This is a genomic window from Winogradskyella poriferorum, assembly GCF_050618035.1.
Taxonomy (GTDB): Bacteria; Bacteroidota; Bacteroidia; order Flavobacteriales; family Flavobacteriaceae; genus Winogradskyella; species Winogradskyella poriferorum_A.
Map to the genome: position 1 here is coordinate 338251 of NZ_JBODPY010000004.1, position 17465 is coordinate 355715.

Genomic DNA, 17465 nt, shown 5'->3' on the forward strand with positions numbered 1-17465 from the left:
ACCTAACTTTGCGTTTTTAACAAAAACACATTAACATGAAAACATCATTTTTAAAAATCTTTGCAGTCGTAGCCTTAGTTACATTTACTAATTGTGGTAACGACAAAGCAAAAGAAGCAGAAACAACAGAGGCCACTGAAGCCGCAGTAGCAGAAGCTACAGCAGTTACATTTAACGCCAATACTGAAAGCTCAATGATTGAGTGGAAAGGCTTTAAACCAACAGGTTCTCACAATGGTACTATTTCAATATCTGAAGGATCCGTTAGTGTTAATAATGGAGCGATAGAGAGTGGAAACTTCACTATTGACATGAGCAGTATCGTTGTAACAGACATTCCTGCAGAGGAAGAAGGAAACGCTAAATTAAGAGGTCACTTAACGAGTGCTGACTTTTTTGACGTTGAAAAATTTCCAACTGCAAAATTTGAAGTAACTGGAATCTCAACTGTTGAAGGAAAAACTATGCTTTCTGGGAATCTTACAATGAAAGAAAAGACTAATAACATTAGTATCCCTGTTACAACAGCAATGGAAGGTGATATTATGAAATTAACTAGCGAAACTTTCACCATCGACCGTTCTAAATGGAACGTTCAATATGGATCTAAATCATTCTTTGATAATCTAGGCGATAGCTTTATCAATGATGATATTGAATTAAAAGTAACACTTGTTGCGAATAAGGCTTAAGACTTCAATGTTCTTCATATAAAAAGCACTTACCAATCGGTAAGTGCTTTTCTTTTTTCTCTGATCATAGCAATTTTTCTTTTCATGTCAGAGAGGTCATCCTAAATCATTATATCAAAATTGATTTATGAAAGAGGATGTCGACAGCAATATTTATCTTATTGCTATCCCTATTAATCGACCAACATCAACCAAAATGTCGATTAACAGCACTGTAGTAATGATTCTAACCATTAATACACTAAAACTCACTATCTAGGCATTACTACAGTATCAATTACGTGGATTACACCATTGCTTCCTTTTACATCAGTCGCAACAATTTCACTATAATTACCAGCTTGATCTTTCAACCAAATCTTACCATCTTTTTGCATTACTGTTAACGTCGTTCCGTTTAAGGCTTTTACCTCAACTTTACCGTTTCCTTTCTTAAGTGCAGCAACAACATCGCTAGCCATTAAATTTGCAGGTACAACATGATAAGTTAAGATATCTGTAAGTGCTTTTTTGTTTTCTGGTTTTAATAGGTTAGCTAATGCGTTTTTATCAATTTTAGCGAAGGCATCATTTGTTGGAGCAAATACTGTAAAAGGACCATCTCCTTGTAAAGCGCCAACTAAATCTGCTGCTTTTAATGCGGCTACTAAGGTTGTGAAATTTTCGTTGCTAACGGCAGCGTCAACAATTGTGTTTTGTGCTGTAGCAGTTTGGTTAAACGATAAAGCTACAAACGTTGTTAAAATAAAAACTAACTTTTTCATAATTTTAAATTATTGGTTATACAATTAAGTGCACTTATATTCTTTTATTGAAGTGCTTTCGATTATATTTACAGTAGTCAATCGCCTACAGATGAGTATGCCCTTATTTTTGGGAAATCTTTAACACACATGCAAAACGACACACTGCTTATTCAGAATCTACAAAAGAAGGATGAGCATGCATTGTCTCTACTATACGACAAATATTCTGGTGCTATTTATAGCGTCATTTTAAAAATGGTTAAAGATGAAGGTAAGGCTCAAGATCTATTGCAAGAAACCTTCATTACCGTTTGGGGTAAATCGAGTCAGTATGACCCAGAAAAAGGAAGGTTTTATACCTGGATTTATAGAATTGCAAAGAATAAAGTGTTAAACGCGCTTAGAAAATCCGATTTACTCATCCAAACTGAGGATTTAAGTGTATATAAAGAAAAAGAAGACGAGGCTATTGGTATAGACCCTGAATTTTTAGAACTCAAAGGTGCGCTATCTCAATTAGAGACACACCACAGAAATGCTATTGAGCTCGTTTATTTTAAAGGTTTAACACACCGTGAAGCACACCAAGTTATGGATGTGCCTCTTGGTACGTTTAAATCTTATGTGAGGCAAGCTTTAATGCAATTGCGAAAGTCTTATTCTAAAATAATAGGGTTAATAGCACTAATACTAAATGCGTTGTGAAGATGGATAAGAAGACGATATTAGAAAATGGATTATTAGAGCAGTATTTGCTTGGTGAACTCGATGTTGACCAAACTACTGTGCTCGAAAATCTTTTAGCAACGAATGACGATTTAAAAGCAGAATTAGAAGCTCTAGAAAAAGACTTTGAACGTATTGGTCAAGAAAATGCAATTGCACCTCCAACCGAGGTAAAGGCGAACTTAATGGCTTATGCTAAAGGTGATAATGCCGTAATTACCTTAAAATCTCAAAATAAAATGAAGTATCTGTTTGGTGTTGCCGCTAGTATCGCAGGCTTATTACTTCTAGGTAGTTTTTGGATGTATACCCAACTTAATGAGGTACAGCAACAGTTAAATACGGTTGAGGGTAGTAACGAAGAATTAAACCGAACCATCGAAAAATTAAATAATTCCTTAAATACCAAAGAGACGTTATTCGCTACATTATCGCACCCAGACACTGAACAATATGTGCTTGAAGGTAATGCCTTAATGCCAGAAGGAAAAATGCTTAGTTATGTTAACCACACCACAAAATCTGTTGTTGTAAATACTGAAAGACTTCCAAAATTAAACAATGATGAGGATTATCAAATGTGGGCTGATGTTGAGGGTGAAATGATTAATATGGGTGTGATTTCTAAGTCATCTCAATTAATGGCTATGAACTACATTGATCATGCAGAATCCTTAAATATCACTATTGAGCCTTCAGGTGGTAGCGAACATCCAACAGTTTCACGGTTGGTCACTAATGTTTATTTAAAATAAAAACCTCCTAGATTTCTCCAGGAGGTTAATCTAAATAATATTAGCTTGCATCTGAATGATTGTAATAATTATTCCGTATCGCTTCCATTAGCAATTTCAGAAACTATTTTATCTTATTTTTTCCAAGTTATTATTTCATTAATAGGCCGTCTTGATTTAGGATGTGCTGGCTCACCTTTTCTATAACCGAAGGCTACCATATAGGATAATCCATATTTATCGGTATCAATATCAAATTGGTCTTTTAAAAGCGCTTCCACCTTTTCTTGATGAAATCCTTCGATAGGACAACTATCTATACCAATAAGTGCAGCTGAAGTCATCATATTCGCTAAAGCAATATAGGTCTGCTTGGATGACCAGTCAAATAACTTTTTATCAGTGTCTAGATTAAAATCGCTTTCCTGAAACTCGCGATAGAATTTAGAATACATTTCAATTACATCTTCTGGAAATTGCTTTACATCTTTCATCATTCGCATAATGTAGTCAGCATCCCATTTAACCATTGGTGCTTTCATACTTAATCCTAAAACAAAATGGCTTGCAGTATCTAACTTTAATGGCGCACCCCAAGCTACAGGTTTTAAGAGCTCTCTTAGTTCTTTATTTTGCACAACTACAAAATGCCATGGCTCAAATCCAAACGAGCTTGGTGATAAATTAGCTGTTTTTAAAATAAAGTTGATGTCTTCCTCAGATACCGACTTAGTTGCATCAAATTCTTTACAAGCGTGTCTAAATTGAAACGCATCTAGAATTTCTTTTTTATCAATTTTTACTGATTTCATATTTTTAAATTTTTATACTATACTTTTTATAGTTGCAAACTTAAGTATAGTTATTTACCTTTGCAATAACGGTCAAAAATGATAGTATAAAATGAATGATAAAAAATCAAAAACTTTAAAGTTCCGAGGTAATGAATATCCCTGCTGTACCAGCCTAACTATGGGTATTATTGGTGGAAAGTGGAAAACAGTAATTCTCTATCATTTAATTGAAAAAAAATTACGTTACAATGAATTGAGAAAAGAAATGCCTACTGTAACGGAAAGAACTTTAAGCCTACAACTTAAGTCCCTAGAAACCGATGGCCTCATAAAAAGAGAAGTATATACTAGTAAACCACCCTTAAAGGTTGAATATTCACTAACACCTTTTGGTGAAACCGTCGTACCCTTAATAAAATCTATTGCAACTTGGGGCGATTATGTCGCCGAGCATCATCTAAATTAGCTCTTATAATTACTGCAAAAGGTCTTGAAGTGCTGGCCTTAAATTTGCAAACTTAAAATGATAGCCTTTAGTTTCTATCTTCTGAGAACTAACGCGTTGGCTTTCAAAAAGTAAAATATGCATTTCTCCAAGCATAAGCTTCATAGCCAACTTTGGAATATTTGGTAAGATTAATGGTCTCTCAATAACTTTTGCCACCATTTTTGTCAACTCCGTATTGGTAACGGCATTCGGTGCAACACCATTATAAATCCCTTCGAGCTTATATTTTAGGGTATACAGAAAGATTCCTGCTAAATCTTGGATATGAATCCAGCTTTGCCATTGCTTACCATGACCAAAAGCAGCACCTGCACCAAATTTTACAGGTTTTACGATTTCTGGTAAGGCACCACCATCATCAGATAATACCAAGCCAATTCTAATCTTGGCAAGTTTACATCCTAAGGTTTTAAATTCATCCACAGCCTGTTCCCATTGCTCCACAACCTCTCCTAAAAAAGAGTCGGAAACCGTGTCATTTTCCTCTGTGTAATAATTTGTAAGACTACTTGGATATATACCAATTGCGCTTGCTGATATCACATGATCAATCGAGTACTTATTGGCCTTAATCGTATCTATGAGTAATTGGGCCGTTTTGGTACGACTCTCTAAAATTTCTTGTTTATATTCTGTCGTCCAGCGTTTTGAAATTGAGGCACCTACAAGATTGATGATTGTTGAAACGCCTTCAAAACATGTATGATCTATGTCCTTAGCATCAGGATTCCAATAGAACCCGTTATAATTGTGCTCATTAGCAAGCTTAGATTTTGAAGTCGTCAAATAATGAACATTATGGCCCTCGGCATGACATTGCTTTACAATCTCCTTCCCTATTAATCCTGTTGCACCTGTAATTAAAATCGTCATCTTGCTATTTTTAACAAAGGTACGAAAGGCCTAAGCCTAACTAATGGACTTTAATCTCGATTTAACGTTTAAAGAATGAAGTTTACCTTGGTGAATCCCTTAAAATACCTATTAAGGTTTTATGGCTCTTAGCATTTCTCGTTTTCCTGGAGGTCCTGGTAAACGTTCCACTTCAAAATCAACAGCTTGCATAGCACGCCTTACACTCCCTTTTGCAGCATAGGTTACTAAAACACCCTTAGGTTTTAGAGCTTTAATCATAATTTTAAAGATCCCTTCAGTCCATAATTCTGGTTGTACACGAGCACCGAAAGCATCAAAATAAATGATATCAAATGCAGATTGATCCTTAATATCCTTAAAGTATTTCTGTTGTTTATCAAGATTAAAATTGGGAGAAAGGGCATGCGGTATATTCCAGTCTGAAGCATGCATGTTTTTAAAAAGCGATTCGTGATTTTTAGAAATTAAATCTGTATAGTTTAGTGCATCTACTTCAGCCTCAGAAATAGGATAGGCCTCCACGCCAACATAATCAATTGCTAATTTTAAATCTTCCGCCTTGAGGAAGGTTAAAAAAGCATTTAAGCCTGTTCCGAAACCAATTTCTAAAATTGAAATCGGACTGACATCAATATTGTGCTCACTAAAAAAAAGCAAACCATGCTTTATAAAAACATGGTTTGCTTCATTTATTGCACCATGAATAGAATGGTATTGTTCATTCCAATCTTCGATCTGAATGGTTTTTGAACCGTCTGACGTTGTGATGATCTTACGCTTCAAATCCTATTGAATCAGCAGTTTCTTAATCTTTGGAATAGGACCAGTACATTCTGTCTTATGACAGGCCAAACAGTTATTGATGGCCTCATTGTATCGTGCTTTCAAATCAACATTAGATAAGGTGTCTGCTATCGACTGCTGCGATTCGATAAACACGTTGACAAAACTATTCCAAACTGCACTACGCTCATGTCCGTTGCTCATTTCTGCACTGTGCAATTTCATTAAATCCAAGGGCATCATTGTTGGTGTTTCCCCTTCGATAATTTGTTGTTTTAATTGCACATTATAAGCGTACATAGCATTCATGAAATTAGCCATCTCAGAAGGCTGATAGATTTCATAAACGACTTTCTCTTTTTTAGGGGCTTTTACCTCTTCTTTGTTTTTACAACCAACCAAAAATAAGGCTCCTAATAATAGAGCAAATAACGGTTTACTGTTGTAATAGAACACCATCAGCTTCAAATCGATATTCAAACTTTGGCTCTGTAATCGCTTCGATTTCTTCTTTAGACTTGCCTGCGTCTTCCGCGTAATGTCTTAACTCATCTACAGACGTTTCTGTAACGAAAGCCAGACCATTAACAACAACTTCACCTTCAGCATTTAATGGCATAAAAAATCCATAGTCTTTAAATCGTACCATAATGGTTTCGTCATTACCTGCGTCTAAGGTCATCCAACACCCTTTTTTAGAACATACATCAACGATTTTACCTCTCATTTTTGCGTTTACGGTGTCACCAGCCTTTAGACCTTTATAATGCTCCATCATACGATCTGTTTCTAAAGCATCGGCATCATTAATTTCCATACCAAACGACGCATAAGCCAGGTCCTCTGCAACACTTTCTGCCTCCACTTCTGTTTCAATAGTTTTAGTTTCATTTTTACAGGATACAAGTGCTAAACTTAGTGCGAAAAGCCAGATTAATTTTTTCATATTTATGATATTTTAATTGATTTCTTAAGGAGTTGCAAATTTACGAAATTTAAGGAAATATTACCTTTTTTTAACGGTTATGATTGCGTATTTTTGCCCAAAATTAAGGCGGAAAAATGGCTACTACTTATACAGAAGCAATAAAGATCGAAAAATCAGAATCAACTAAGATAAATACTGTTGATTTCAACAATTTAGCATTCGGACAAGTCTTCACGGATCACATGTTTGTTTGTGATTTTGAAGATGGAAAATGGCAAACGCCAAAGATCGTTCCATACCAGCCTATAGTACTAGATCCTTCTGCTAAGATTTTTCACTACGGCCAGTCCATTTTTGAGGGTATGAAAGCCTACAAAGATGCTGATGGTAGTGTATTCCTTTTTAGACCAGATGAAAATATAAAACGTATGAATATTTCTGCGAAACGTTTAGCCATGCCAGAGATACCAGAAGCGTACTTTATGAATGGTCTTAAGGAGCTCCTAAAGGTTGAAAAGGACTGGATCCCTACATCTGAAGGTAGTGCTTTATATATTAGACCATTTATGCTAGCCACTGGCCAAGGCTTCCATGCTTCACCAGCAGATGCGTATAAATTTGTTATTGCTTTTGCTCCTTCAGGACCTTACTTCTCAGGACGTGTCGAAGTATTAATTGAAGAGAAATACTCACGATCTGCAAATGGCGGTGTTGGGTTTGCAAAAGCAGGTGGTAATTATGCTGGGCAATTCTTCCCAACACAGTTAGCTAAAGATAAAGGTTATCAGCAAGTCATCTGGACCGACGATAATACGCATGAGTATATTGAGGAAGCTGGCGCTATGAATATTTTTGTAAGAATTAACGATACTTTACTAACGGTACCAACGAGCGATCGTATTCTAGATGGTATTACTAGAAAGAGTATTATCGATATTGCCAAGGCAGATGGTATTGATGTAGAGGTGCGCAAGATCAAAGTCACCGAACTTACTGAAGCAGCAGAAAATGGTTCACTTAAGGAATTATTTGGTGCAGGTACTGCAGCCGTAGTATCACCAATAGCAGGATTTGGTTATAAAGGCAAAAATTACGAATTGCCAGTCTTGGAAGAAACCTTTGGTGCCCGTCTTAAAAAACGCATTACAGATATACAGACCAACAAATCGGAAGATCCATTTAGTTGGCGCGTAAAAGTTTGCTAAAACTAGTTTTCTAAAATCGCTTTAATCTGTGGCTTAAAATAGTTAGGGCCTTTTAAGACTTTACCATCTTCACGGTAAATAGGTTCACCGTCTGCACCAAGCTTACTCATATTACTACGCTGTATTTCATCAAAAACCTCCTCTATTTTATACTGTAGACCATGCTCTATAATGGTACCACAAAGGATATAAAGCATATCACCTAAGGCATCGGCAACCTCAACCAAGTCGCCATCGTTGGCCGCCTCTAAATACTCTTCGTTCTCCTCGCGCATCAGTTTATAGCGTAACATATTTTTTTCGAGGCCTAAATCGGCTTTTGGAGTTTCTCTATGACCTATTTTAAAAGCGGTATGAAAAGCCTTTACAGCATTGATTTTGTCTTGCATTGGTGTTTATAAATTAGTAGTTATATCGTATTTTTGCATAAAAATAAGGAGATGTTTAGTACTGGTCAATTGATTTTTGGAATATTATTTTTTATCGCGTTTGTGATTATTATCGCCTTCCAATACCGTAAGGACCTCCCACTCCATAAAAAATATTACAAAGGCACCATTTGGATACTGCTTGCCTTTATTGGTTTTATAGCGCTAATTGCTACGGTTAAGTTTATATTTATGTAAACTTTTGAGTAATTTGTCAGCTTTTTCTTATTAATACCTAATTTTTTTATAACTTAATAACTCAAAATACCTGCTACTGGGTATGTTTTGGTATAGTCCCTCATCCCACCTTTGTATTAAGTTAATTTTAAAACCAACCAAAATGAAAAAACTAAATTTATTAATCTTTCTATTAGTAGGGATTTTTGTAATCAGCTGTGGCCCAATTGAAGAACAAAAATATATTCCCCTTGATGAGGGTGATGGTACAGAAAGAAGTAAACATCGTAGATATAGTTTAGTTGACAAAAGCCAAAATCATTTTAACAAAAAAGAAGGATTTATTTATCTAAAGGTTCCCATAACTGAACCAAAATTGAAAGCTAAATATTGTGAAAATGTCTCCAGCGAAAGTTTGGCTGCTATTGTAGTGGTGTTGGATGGAAATAATGGTGATCCTACAAATGAACAACCTGTTAAGGGATTTCAACAAATGAAAGTAAACATTAAGAAACTTAAACTTGATAATTCCATCTTAAAAGATTCTCTTAGAGTGTACATTCTGCATGATAATCGGTACAAAAAGGATAAGCTGAAGAAAATATATGAGAAATGTGTGGATGATGCCGAATACTATAGCGAAACAGATTGTAATCTTTATCAATTAATATTGGAACAAGAAAATTTCGCACCAAGGGAACAAGGAGGCGATATTATTCCACCAACTGGAGGTTGATTTACAGCAGACTACATATTTTGATTTTAATGATCTTGTCCATTTTATCTTTTGGGCAAGAGCATTTTACCATTGATTCTCTTTATTCTGTTGAGGATTATAATGGTGTCATAAACATGCATCAACAGTACTATGAATCTAGCAATGATGCCAAGTATATTCTTAAGATTGGTAATGCCTACGAAAATTTAAACCTAGAAGATTCGGCCCTTGTCTATTACCGTAAAGCACTAAAACTTTTTAAGGCTTCCAATGATCTTGAGAATGTTGCTGAAACTAACTTAGATATCTACTTGTTGTTAGACAGTCAAAACAATTTAGAAATTAAAAAGGAACCTTACCTCCAAGAAATCTATGACTATGCAGTATCTAGTAATTCTAATAAATGGTTCATTTCATATTACAATAATGTTGCGGTTAATTATATGAAAAACCGTGTTAAGGATTCAGCCAAAATCTTCTTTGATAAAGCCTTGGCACTATCAAAAAGCGAGAATAATATTAAACGGCAAGTCAATATCTCAATAAATCAAGGGTCTTTGTTTAGCCGATTATATAAAAACCAAGATTCGGCCATATTCTATTACAACAATGCATTAAAGGCCTATTATAGCGATACCTTAAATTATAAAAACTTAAATACAGAGTTTAACCTCTTTAATAATATAGGTAACGCTTACAGAAGAAAGAAAGATTACATGAAGGCCTTAGAATATTACAAGGCTGCTGAACAAATGGAGTTACCAAAATTAAATACTAAGAGTAAAAAAATCCTCTTTTCAAATATGGATTTAGCGTATTATTACAAAGGTGATATGGAAAATGCCTATCTGTATTTATTTAAATACGACTCCATAAAAGATGTCATAAACCTTAAGGAGCAAAATACGGCCATCACCGATGTTGAGGAAAAATATGACAATGAAAAACTAAGAGCAGACAATCTAGAATCAGAAGCCAAAAGGCAACGCATTAATAATATTGCTTATGGCCTTGGAGGCAGTTTAGCTTTAGGGAGTATTATTGCTTTTCTTATCTATAAAAACACCAAGCGCAAACAAAAATTAGCAGAACAAGCCAAGGAAATCGAAACCCAAAAACTCAGTACTGTACTCAAAGAACAAGAGTTGATGTCCATTGATGCCATGATTGAAGGGCAAGAAAAAGAACGGCAACGTATTGCAAATGACTTGCACGATGATCTTGGTGGTCTTATGGCGACCGTAAAATTACATTTTAATGCCCTTAAGGATAAAGACTCTCCAGAACTGTTTGATAAAACCAATCGCCTTATCGATGAGGCTTATGAAAAAGTAAGAACCGTAGCACATGCAAAAAATTCTGGTGTGATTGCCAAACAAGGATTATTGAAGGCTGTTGAAAATATGGCTGAGAAAATTTCGAGCAGTAATCAAATTGAAATTGAGGTGTTTGACCATGGTCTAGACCAACGCCTAGAAAATAGCTTGGAACTGACCTTGTTTAGAATTATACAAGAGCTTGTTACCAATGTTATTAAACATGCTAAGGCCACAGAAGCTACGATTCATTTAACCAACCACGAAGATTCTATAAATATCATGGTTGAGGACAATGGTAAGGGTTTTAATCCCAACCAAATTACTAAAACCAATAAAGGTATGGGCATTAGTAGTATTGATAAGCGGATTGAACACTTAGATGGTAAACTCACAATAGAATCTGAGGTTGGAAAAGGAACCACCATAATAATTGATATACCACTATGATACGATTAGCTATAGCAGAAGATCACCAGTCCTTAATAGATGGTATTAAGCTTTTATTGGCTTATGAGGACGATATTGAGATTGTGGGTACCGTGAATGATGGTGAAGCCTTACTGGAATTGGTACGCTTAAAGCAGCCCAATGTGGTTATTACTGATATTCGCATGCCAAAAATGGATGGCATTACAGCCACCAAACTTATTAAAAAAGAATTGCCACATACCAAACTGTTGGCTTTTACGATGTTTGATCAAACGGAAGCGATTGGGCAAATGTTAGAAGCCGGAGCGTCTGGCTATTTATTAAAGAACTCCGCCCTTGAAGAAGTGCTCAAAGCTGTGCGCTCGGTTTATAAAGGGCAAACCTATTATGATGCCAATATTAAAATTGAAGATGCTACAAACAGTAACAAAAAGGCGAAAGGCGTTTTAACCAAACGTCAAATTGAAATTTTAGGGCTAATTGCCCAAGGCAAAACCTCACGCGAAATTGCCGATGAGTTGTTTATAGGTATACATACCGTAGATACCCATCGAAAAAATATGATTCGTATTCTTGGCTTGCAGGGCAAAGGCGAATTAATGCGCTATGCGCTTGAAAAGAAGTATAAATTTTAACCCACCAAAACAAAGAAAATATGAAGAATTATTTAACAATAATCATACTCTTGTTTACTGGCTATTTTATGCTAGGACAAGAACAAGTTATTTTAAGATTTGATGAAGACTCAAATGAAACAGTTACACAAAATAATGCTGGCGAAGATATTTCAAGAACTCTAGAACAGTTAGAAACTGAATTCGGGAAAATCAATGAAAAAGTGTCCTTCGGACTAAGCCTTGGTTACAATTTTGCACTCGAAAATTTGAAGAGTGCACAAATTTCTCCTTTTGACGGTACTTTAATAATCGATGACTTACAATCATCAAGTTTTGTACTATCAACAGTAATTTCTGTTCCTATAAGTTATAAAGAGAAAAAAGCTAAGAGGAACAAAGATAAAGATGGTAAAGCCATTGGGCAGGTTAGGAAAATTTCTGACTGGAGTGTTATCGGGATAGTTAATCTTGTAACTTTTAATGAAGCACAAAGTGGAAATATTTTTAATCAAAAGATGAGTGGAGGTTTAGGATTGTCTTATAATATGGATGAACACGTGGCATTTGGTTTGAGTTATGAATTAATTTCATATAGAAAACCTAAGGATTTTCTATTAGAGCAAAATGGACAAGCCTTGATGACCAATGGTAGTGCCATTACTTCTATTGATACGTCGGATAATACCTACTTCTTTGATCGTTACGCTGGTACTATATCATTTAAGGTTATTTATAAGTTAACAACCAAATAAGTTATCATATCATTTATCAATCTAAAAATCCCCATTAATGGGGATTTTTTGGCATAAGTATGTTTTCTAAATTTAGATAAATCTTAAAAATATAAATAGGTCAAACAGTATATTTGTTAGTTGTTACATAAGATAGTTGGTTGCTATTAATCTAAGGGTAAAACTCATCAGCTATCGTCAAAAATCCCCAGTATTGGGGATTTTTTCATTATCCTTATCCTTCTAATTTAGAGGTATGCAAAAGCCTGTAATTTCAGTGAAAAATAAGTTGTTAACGGCAATAGCTGTTTTGAATCAACATCAACTAAAGCTTAATTCCAAAGAACTAATTGATGTTTTAGAAAGCCTCAAAAGTGTTTATATTAATCCAGATCTTTTGAATACTATTATTCATTCCTTATATACACTATTGGGCAAAGATTTGTCTCATAAATCAGAGCTTACGAAACGAGAAAATGACGTCATTCTTCTTATTAGTGAAGGATTTAAAAATAGTAAAATCGCAAATGAGCTCAATTTAAGCACAGCTACAATTGAAACCCACCGAAAAAACATTAGAAAAAAGCTTAGGCTTAAAGCACAAGATAATCTTTTGGTTTTTGCAATTATTTACGCATTACAATACAAGGAAAACAAAATTTAGAACTTATTATTAATCCCATGCTAACCTATCTTATCATTTTAGCCATTTATAGTTTTTTCTTTAAAACAAAAACCAACAAAAAACAGTCGTGAAATCACGACTGTTTTCTATGTTTTTAGATTTGAATTAATTTACATCAGGAAGAAAACTATAGCTTTTGCTATACTCTAACATCTGTTCAGGAAATCCTTTAGGTTGGGTAACCTTTATTGCAGTTATTTCACCAGCATCATTCAATTCTGGCACTAATACAGGATTAACAAAACCACTGTAAGGTGCTGAAGTAAACTGTTTGTTTCTTTCCAATACTTCAGCATGAATATCTTGGTCGACCTTTACACCATATCCTTCTACTAAAGCCTCTACAGCTTCATAATCACCTTCAGACTTAATACGTTGTGTCTCTCTTAGTAATTGACCAAATAAGTCGTGAAGTTTATCATAATCATTAATATTAAAATAGGTTTTACCATCACGCGTTACCCTTTCAATAACATTATCTGCTTTACCTTTTTCAAAAACCCAAGCTGATACCCATTGGCGATTACGCATATGCGCTTCTTCAACATCATCTCCTAGATTTAATCGTATTAACTGAGTCATTAGACCATTTCTAATATAACCATCGTAAGCGGCCATACCAACCTCCTTCCAATTCTCAACTAATCCTAATTCCTGTAATTTAGAATCGTAGAGATAATATAAACCAACAAGGTCTGCTCTACCCTCTTCTAATGTCGAAGCATAATTTTTTAAAGTTTCTTTGGTTTCACCTACTCCTGGATTTAATTGTCCAGATGCATGTCCAATAACTTCGTGTAAAGCTGTATGTAATTTATCAGCAAGCTGACCGTGCTTTTCTTCTAGTTCAAGTTCTTGATCATCGTGTACAAATTCTTTTAATCGCCCTGAGCTTCCAGAATTATTGTATGCGTTTATAATATTACCTAGCGACACAGACTTACTTCCAACCTCTTTTCTTATCCAATTGGCATTCGGCAAATTAACACCTATTGGTGTGCTTGGCGAGGCATCACCAGCTTCACCAGCAACAGTAACAACTTTATAAGTTACACCGACTACGTTTTTCTTTTTGTGTTCATCCATTAATGGTGAGTTATCCTCGAACCATTGCGCGTTTTCAGAAAGAACAGCCATTTTTTGAGACATGTCAAAGTCATTAATCTGTACAATAGTCTCATAAGAACCTCTGTAGCCCAATGGATCATTATACACTTCAATAAAACTATTTATGTAGTCCACGTTACCATCTGTAGCATTTGTCCAAGCTACATTATAATCATCCCAAGTTCTTAAATCACCTGTCATGTAATACTTAATCAGTAAATCCAAAGCTTTGCCTTGTGCTTCATTCTCGGCAACTTCTCTAGCTTTTCCTAACCAACTAATTATTTCTTCGATAGCAGAACCATAGAGGCCATCTAATTTATAAACGCGCTCAACCAACGCTCCATCTTCCTTAACTAATTGTGAATTTAGACCATGAGATAACGGTCTATCTGGATCTGGTGATGTTTTTGTTTTGTAAAAATTAATAACATCTTCATTTGTAACATCAGGACCGTAAAAATTAACTGCAGACAAAGCCACATTATCAACACCTTTAGCCTGATTCACTTTTTTAGAATCTTTATCATTAAAGATGACATCAAATGCTTCACCGTCCAATTTAGTACTCGTTGCTAAAAACAGTTCATTGAGATAGTCTTTCGTAAAGTCTGGTTTAATCTTATCATTTGAATAATGGTGATGAATACCATTACTAAACCAAACACGCTTTAAGTATATCTCGAAGTTTTTCCAATCATCTGTTGTTTTATCTCCCGTATACTCTGTATAAACTTGCTCTAAAGCCCTTCTTATTTTTAAATTATGTCTATAGTTTTGGTCCCACATAATATCTCGTCCAGCAAGACCTGCTTCCGTTAAGTAGTACACAAGTTTTTGCTCTTTAAGTGTGAGCTTATCCCATCCTGGGATTTTATAACGTAATATTTTTAAGTCAGCAAATTGCTCGACATTATAGTCAAACTCCTTTTCAGCAATGGTTTGTGCTTCATCTTTTGCATCATCCTTACATGCAAAAACTAAAAGAAGAATAAGACTAAATTTCAAGATTGATTTGAATTTCATGTGTTAGTGTGTTTTCAGTTTTAAACAAATTTAAGACATATCTAACATATCATAAAATTACTATCTTTGAGTAACAACTAATCTTTATCAATCAATGAAAGCACTTAAGTATATCCTACTATTGCTATTAATTTTCATTATCGGATTTTCAATTTATGTTGCTGTGCAACCAAATGAATACAGCTTTAATAGAAGTCGCACAATAAATGCGCCTGCCACATTATTGTTTCAAAAAGTAAATGATTTTAAAGAATGGCCATCCTTTTCACCTTGGATGGAGCAAGATCCTGATGCCAATTTAAACTATGGTGATATTACAACTGGTGAAGGTGCTAATTACAGTTGGAATGGCGAAATTTTGGGTGAAGGTAAAATGACCACAAACGCAGTAGAAATTAATAAGTCTATAAATCAACTTATTGAATTTACGACACCGTTTGAAGCAAAATCAAATATCAATTGGACCTTTGAACCTAAAGAAAGTGGGACTAAAGTTACTTGGGCCATGGAAGGTAAACAGGATTTTGTTTCTAAATTATTCACCACTTTAATGGGTTCCATCGAATCTGAAACGGGTCCAAACTTTGAACGTGGATTATTTAAACTAGACAGTCTTATTACAGAAGATATGGCACGTTATGAAATTAAAATAAATGGGCTTGTAGAATATGGCGGTACGTTTTATTTGTACAGAACTACAAATGCAAATTCGACGAACATAAGTGCTAAAATGGGAGAGAATTTTGGGGCAGTTATGCAATTTATGGGTAGTAAAGGCATTGTCCCAAAAGGAATGCCTTTAACAGTTTATAATTCTATGAATGATGAAAATGTTATAATGAGCAACGGTCTTCCTATTAATGAAAGTTATACTATTCCTGAAGGATTTGATATTTCACTAGGTTACATTCCTAAGACCAAGGCTCTTAAAACCACTTTAATGGGTAACTATACAAATTTAACCAAAGCCTGGGAAGCAACTATGACTCATTTAGCTGAAAATGGTCTTATTAAATCAGAACTTTATCCTTTTGAGGTTTACACCAACGACCCTGGAGATTTTCCAAATCCGGCAGATTGGAAGACTGAAATCTATATTCCAATTAAAGAATAAATGAAGCAACTCGCATTAGTTTTTTTTGGTGGTGGTGTTGGAAGTGTGCTTCGCTATGTTATCGGTAAATGGCTTAATAACACAGAAAATGGTATCCCATATGGTACATTTCTGGCAAATATTCTAGGAAGTCTTTTTATAGGCGTAATTTTAGGACTCGCTACTAAAAGTGATAGTCTTACACAAAATCAAACCTTACTACTTGCAACCGGTTTTTGTGGTGGCTTTACTACTTTTTCGACTTTTGCATATGAGAACCATGTTTTTCTAAAATCTGGAGATTTTACCAGTTTTGCTTTGTATACAATTGGTAGTTTTGTAGTTGGATTCCTTGCTGTTTTTGCAGGAATTTATTTGGTTAAGTAATTATTGACTCTTAAAATTCTTCATGCCAGCAGTTACCCTAAGATTCAGGTAATTATTTCTTGGCACTAAAGGGCACGAATACTTTTCATTATAAACGCACAAGGGGTTATAAGCCTCATTAAAATTTAATTGAATAGTATCGCCTTCTGGAATTCTTAAGTCTATATAGCGACCTCCACCATAGGTAGAATCACCATTGGTATCATCAAGAAATGGTAAAAACAAATAATCCTCATAACCTTCAGTCTGCATATTCTCTTCACCTTGATATACAGAAAGTGTATAGTTTTTATTTTTTAGTCTAAAATTTAAAATACCGTAAACACGTTCTTTCGATAACCTATCATCCGTAGTCTTCATATTAAACCATTTAGAATTTGGAGTACGTTGGAGTGTTGCATTTACAATAAAAGTAGAATCAACTTTAAAAAAATCTAAACCATTAAAACGCTTTAAATCTTTAGGTTTTAAGGGTGATTTAGAAGCATCTTTAAAAATGGCGTTCTTTTGACGTTGCCATTCCGATTCCCCTTTAAGACTTTCTTTCTTTTGGGTGCAACCCAATAAAAACAATAACGCAATTAAGAAATATGTGATTCTCATGAATTCATAAATTTCGAGAATTCAAAAATACAACTTATCAAATTTTATTGTAGTTTTGGACATAATTGAATAACAAATAATGCGACAAGTCAATAGATATACAAAACAAACCTGTGTGATTTCTTCGGAAAACATTCGGATGTATTATCTATT

21 protein-coding genes are annotated in these 17465 nt (G+C 34.7%); 12 read left to right on the plus strand and 9 right to left on the minus strand.

The window, feature by feature from the left end; translation table 11 throughout:
* The first annotated feature begins 35 nt into the window (after window positions 1-35).
* On the plus strand, window positions 36-692 hold the full coding sequence (locus ACRHOC_RS11270) for a YceI family protein (protein WP_431158743.1): 657 nt from the start codon (window positions 36-38) through the stop codon (window positions 690-692).
* A gap of 251 nt (window positions 693-943) precedes the next feature.
* Here ACRHOC_RS11270 and ACRHOC_RS11275 read toward each other — a convergent pair whose 3' ends face one another.
* Window positions 944-1456 (minus strand): fasciclin domain-containing protein, encoded by a 513-nt coding sequence (locus ACRHOC_RS11275; protein WP_431158744.1) that lies wholly within the window; start codon window positions 1454-1456, stop codon window positions 944-946.
* A 129-nt stretch (window positions 1457-1585) separates the two neighbouring features.
* Here ACRHOC_RS11275 and ACRHOC_RS11280 point away from each other — a divergent pair, with 129 nt between their 5' ends.
* Window positions 1586-2143 carry an RNA polymerase sigma factor gene (locus tag ACRHOC_RS11280; protein WP_431158745.1) on the plus strand — a complete coding sequence of 186 codons (558 nt, stop codon included), beginning with the start codon at window positions 1586-1588 and terminating at the stop codon, window positions 2141-2143.
* A 2-nt stretch (window positions 2144-2145) separates the two neighbouring features.
* The gene (locus tag ACRHOC_RS11285) at window positions 2146-2919 is read left to right on the plus strand and encodes an anti-sigma factor domain-containing protein (protein WP_431158746.1); all 774 of its coding nucleotides are present in this window, start codon (window positions 2146-2148) and stop codon (window positions 2917-2919) included.
* 113 nt (window positions 2920-3032) lie between these two features.
* Here ACRHOC_RS11285 and ACRHOC_RS11290 read toward each other — a convergent pair whose 3' ends face one another.
* A complete protein-coding gene (locus ACRHOC_RS11290; protein WP_431158747.1) occupies window positions 3033-3710 on the minus strand; it encodes an NAD(P)H-dependent oxidoreductase in 678 nt (225 codons plus the stop codon).
* A 91-nt stretch (window positions 3711-3801) separates the two neighbouring features.
* Here ACRHOC_RS11290 and ACRHOC_RS11295 point away from each other — a divergent pair, with 91 nt between their 5' ends.
* Window positions 3802-4158, plus strand: a complete 357-nt coding sequence (locus tag ACRHOC_RS11295; RefSeq protein WP_431158748.1) for a winged helix-turn-helix transcriptional regulator — start codon at window positions 3802-3804, stop codon at window positions 4156-4158.
* A 9-nt stretch (window positions 4159-4167) separates the two neighbouring features.
* Here ACRHOC_RS11295 and ACRHOC_RS11300 read toward each other — a convergent pair whose 3' ends face one another.
* The 4 genes from ACRHOC_RS11300 to ACRHOC_RS11315 all read right to left on the minus strand — a co-directional run bounded on the left by ACRHOC_RS11300 (window position 4168) and on the right by ACRHOC_RS11315 (window position 6805).
* Window positions 4168-5073 (minus strand): TIGR01777 family oxidoreductase, encoded by a 906-nt coding sequence (locus tag ACRHOC_RS11300; protein WP_431158749.1) that lies wholly within the window; start codon window positions 5071-5073, stop codon window positions 4168-4170.
* Between the two features lie 111 nt (window positions 5074-5184).
* Window positions 5185-5859, minus strand: a complete 675-nt coding sequence (gene mnmD / locus ACRHOC_RS11305) for a tRNA (5-methylaminomethyl-2-thiouridine)(34)-methyltransferase MnmD (RefSeq protein ID WP_431158750.1) — start codon at window positions 5857-5859, stop codon at window positions 5185-5187.
* A 3-nt stretch (window positions 5860-5862) separates the two neighbouring features.
* Window positions 5863-6318, minus strand: a complete 456-nt coding sequence (locus ACRHOC_RS11310) for a hypothetical protein (protein WP_431158751.1) — start codon at window positions 6316-6318, stop codon at window positions 5863-5865.
* Complete coding sequence (locus ACRHOC_RS11315) at window positions 6296-6805, minus strand: DUF4920 domain-containing protein (protein ID WP_431158752.1); 510 nt, start codon at window positions 6803-6805, stop codon at window positions 6296-6298. Before ACRHOC_RS11315 ends, ACRHOC_RS11310 begins: the two co-directional genes overlap by 23 nt.
* Window positions 6806-6921: 116 nt before the next feature.
* On the opposite strand from ACRHOC_RS11315, the gene ACRHOC_RS11320 reads away from it, so the two are divergent.
* Complete coding sequence (locus ACRHOC_RS11320; RefSeq protein ID WP_431158753.1) at window positions 6922-7992, plus strand: branched-chain amino acid aminotransferase; 1071 nt, start codon at window positions 6922-6924, stop codon at window positions 7990-7992.
* Window positions 7993-7994: 2 nt separating this feature from the next.
* Here the strand turns inward: ACRHOC_RS11320 and ACRHOC_RS11325 are convergent, their stop codons facing one another.
* Window positions 7995-8381 (minus strand): hypothetical protein, encoded by a 387-nt coding sequence (locus ACRHOC_RS11325; RefSeq protein WP_431158754.1) that lies wholly within the window; start codon window positions 8379-8381, stop codon window positions 7995-7997.
* Between the two features lie 379 nt (window positions 8382-8760).
* On the opposite strand from ACRHOC_RS11325, the gene ACRHOC_RS11330 reads away from it, so the two are divergent.
* The 5 genes from ACRHOC_RS11330 (at window position 8761) to ACRHOC_RS11350 (ending at window position 13075) form a co-directional block, all read left to right on the plus strand.
* Window positions 8761-9333: a hypothetical protein gene (locus ACRHOC_RS11330; protein ID WP_431158755.1), complete on the plus strand. Its 573-nt coding sequence runs from the start codon at window positions 8761-8763 to the stop codon at window positions 9331-9333.
* A 29-nt stretch (window positions 9334-9362) separates the two neighbouring features.
* Complete coding sequence (locus tag ACRHOC_RS11335; protein WP_431158756.1) at window positions 9363-11081, plus strand: ATP-binding protein; 1719 nt, start codon at window positions 9363-9365, stop codon at window positions 11079-11081.
* Window positions 11078-11698: a response regulator transcription factor gene (locus ACRHOC_RS11340; protein WP_431158757.1), complete on the plus strand. Its 621-nt coding sequence runs from the start codon at window positions 11078-11080 to the stop codon at window positions 11696-11698. Before ACRHOC_RS11335 ends, ACRHOC_RS11340 begins: the two co-directional genes overlap by 4 nt.
* A gap of 20 nt (window positions 11699-11718) precedes the next feature.
* Window positions 11719-12432, plus strand: coding sequence for a hypothetical protein (locus ACRHOC_RS11345; protein WP_431158758.1), 714 nt, complete (start codon window positions 11719-11721; stop codon window positions 12430-12432).
* 235 nt (window positions 12433-12667) lie between these two features.
* Window positions 12668-13075, plus strand: coding sequence for a response regulator transcription factor (locus ACRHOC_RS11350; protein WP_431158759.1), 408 nt, complete (start codon window positions 12668-12670; stop codon window positions 13073-13075).
* A 126-nt stretch (window positions 13076-13201) separates the two neighbouring features.
* Here ACRHOC_RS11350 and ACRHOC_RS11355 read toward each other — a convergent pair whose 3' ends face one another.
* On the minus strand, window positions 13202-15229 hold the full coding sequence (locus tag ACRHOC_RS11355) for a dipeptidyl-peptidase 3 family protein (protein WP_431158760.1): 2028 nt from the start codon (window positions 15227-15229) through the stop codon (window positions 13202-13204).
* Between the two features lie 94 nt (window positions 15230-15323).
* On the opposite strand from ACRHOC_RS11355, the gene ACRHOC_RS11360 reads away from it, so the two are divergent.
* Together ACRHOC_RS11360 and crcB are read left to right on the plus strand one after the other, a co-directional pair.
* A complete protein-coding gene (locus ACRHOC_RS11360) occupies window positions 15324-16343 on the plus strand; it encodes an SRPBCC family protein (protein ID WP_431158761.1) in 1020 nt (339 codons plus the stop codon).
* A complete protein-coding gene (crcB, locus tag ACRHOC_RS11365) occupies window positions 16344-16709 on the plus strand; it encodes a fluoride efflux transporter CrcB (RefSeq protein WP_431158762.1) in 366 nt (121 codons plus the stop codon).
* Here the strand turns inward: crcB and ACRHOC_RS11370 are convergent, their stop codons facing one another.
* A complete protein-coding gene (locus tag ACRHOC_RS11370) occupies window positions 16710-17312 on the minus strand; it encodes a DUF1684 domain-containing protein (protein WP_431158763.1) in 603 nt (200 codons plus the stop codon).
* Window positions 17313-17465 lie beyond the last annotated feature (153 nt).

What these genes read in the sequence shown, in the direction of transcription:
- ACRHOC_RS11360 (WP_431158761.1), top strand. Translation starts at nt 15,324, where the DNA reads ATGAAAGCACTTAAGTATATCCTACTATTGCTATTAATTTTCATTATC.
- ACRHOC_RS11370 (WP_431158763.1), bottom strand. Translation starts at nt 17,312, where the DNA reads ATGAGAATCACATATTTCTTAATTGCGTTATTGTTTTTATTGGGTTGC.
- ACRHOC_RS11345 (WP_431158758.1), top strand. Translation starts at nt 11,719, where the DNA reads ATGAAGAATTATTTAACAATAATCATACTCTTGTTTACTGGCTATTTT.
- crcB (WP_431158762.1), top strand. Translation starts at nt 16,344, where the DNA reads ATGAAGCAACTCGCATTAGTTTTTTTTGGTGGTGGTGTTGGAAGTGTG.
- ACRHOC_RS11300 (WP_431158749.1), bottom strand. Translation starts at nt 5,073, where the DNA reads ATGACGATTTTAATTACAGGTGCAACAGGATTAATAGGGAAGGAGATT.
- ACRHOC_RS11275 (WP_431158744.1), bottom strand. Translation starts at nt 1,456, where the DNA reads ATGAAAAAGTTAGTTTTTATTTTAACAACGTTTGTAGCTTTATCGTTT.
- ACRHOC_RS11315 (WP_431158752.1), bottom strand. Translation starts at nt 6,805, where the DNA reads ATGAAAAAATTAATCTGGCTTTTCGCACTAAGTTTAGCACTTGTATCC.
- ACRHOC_RS11340 (WP_431158757.1), top strand. Translation starts at nt 11,078, where the DNA reads ATGATACGATTAGCTATAGCAGAAGATCACCAGTCCTTAATAGATGGT.
- ACRHOC_RS11280 (WP_431158745.1), top strand. Translation starts at nt 1,586, where the DNA reads ATGCAAAACGACACACTGCTTATTCAGAATCTACAAAAGAAGGATGAG.
- ACRHOC_RS11270 (WP_431158743.1), top strand. Translation starts at nt 36, where the DNA reads ATGAAAACATCATTTTTAAAAATCTTTGCAGTCGTAGCCTTAGTTACA.
- ACRHOC_RS11295 (WP_431158748.1), top strand. Translation starts at nt 3,802, where the DNA reads ATGAATGATAAAAAATCAAAAACTTTAAAGTTCCGAGGTAATGAATAT.
- ACRHOC_RS11335 (WP_431158756.1), top strand. Translation starts at nt 9,363, where the DNA reads ATGATCTTGTCCATTTTATCTTTTGGGCAAGAGCATTTTACCATTGAT.
- ACRHOC_RS11320 (WP_431158753.1), top strand. Translation starts at nt 6,922, where the DNA reads ATGGCTACTACTTATACAGAAGCAATAAAGATCGAAAAATCAGAATCA.
- ACRHOC_RS11355 (WP_431158760.1), bottom strand. Translation starts at nt 15,229, where the DNA reads ATGAAATTCAAATCAATCTTGAAATTTAGTCTTATTCTTCTTTTAGTT.
- ACRHOC_RS11290 (WP_431158747.1), bottom strand. Translation starts at nt 3,710, where the DNA reads ATGAAATCAGTAAAAATTGATAAAAAAGAAATTCTAGATGCGTTTCAA.
- ACRHOC_RS11325 (WP_431158754.1), bottom strand. Translation starts at nt 8,381, where the DNA reads ATGCAAGACAAAATCAATGCTGTAAAGGCTTTTCATACCGCTTTTAAA.
- ACRHOC_RS11350 (WP_431158759.1), top strand. Translation starts at nt 12,668, where the DNA reads ATGCAAAAGCCTGTAATTTCAGTGAAAAATAAGTTGTTAACGGCAATA.
- ACRHOC_RS11330 (WP_431158755.1), top strand. Translation starts at nt 8,761, where the DNA reads ATGAAAAAACTAAATTTATTAATCTTTCTATTAGTAGGGATTTTTGTA.
- ACRHOC_RS11310 (WP_431158751.1), bottom strand. Translation starts at nt 6,318, where the DNA reads ATGGTGTTCTATTACAACAGTAAACCGTTATTTGCTCTATTATTAGGA.
- ACRHOC_RS11285 (WP_431158746.1), top strand. Translation starts at nt 2,146, where the DNA reads ATGGATAAGAAGACGATATTAGAAAATGGATTATTAGAGCAGTATTTG.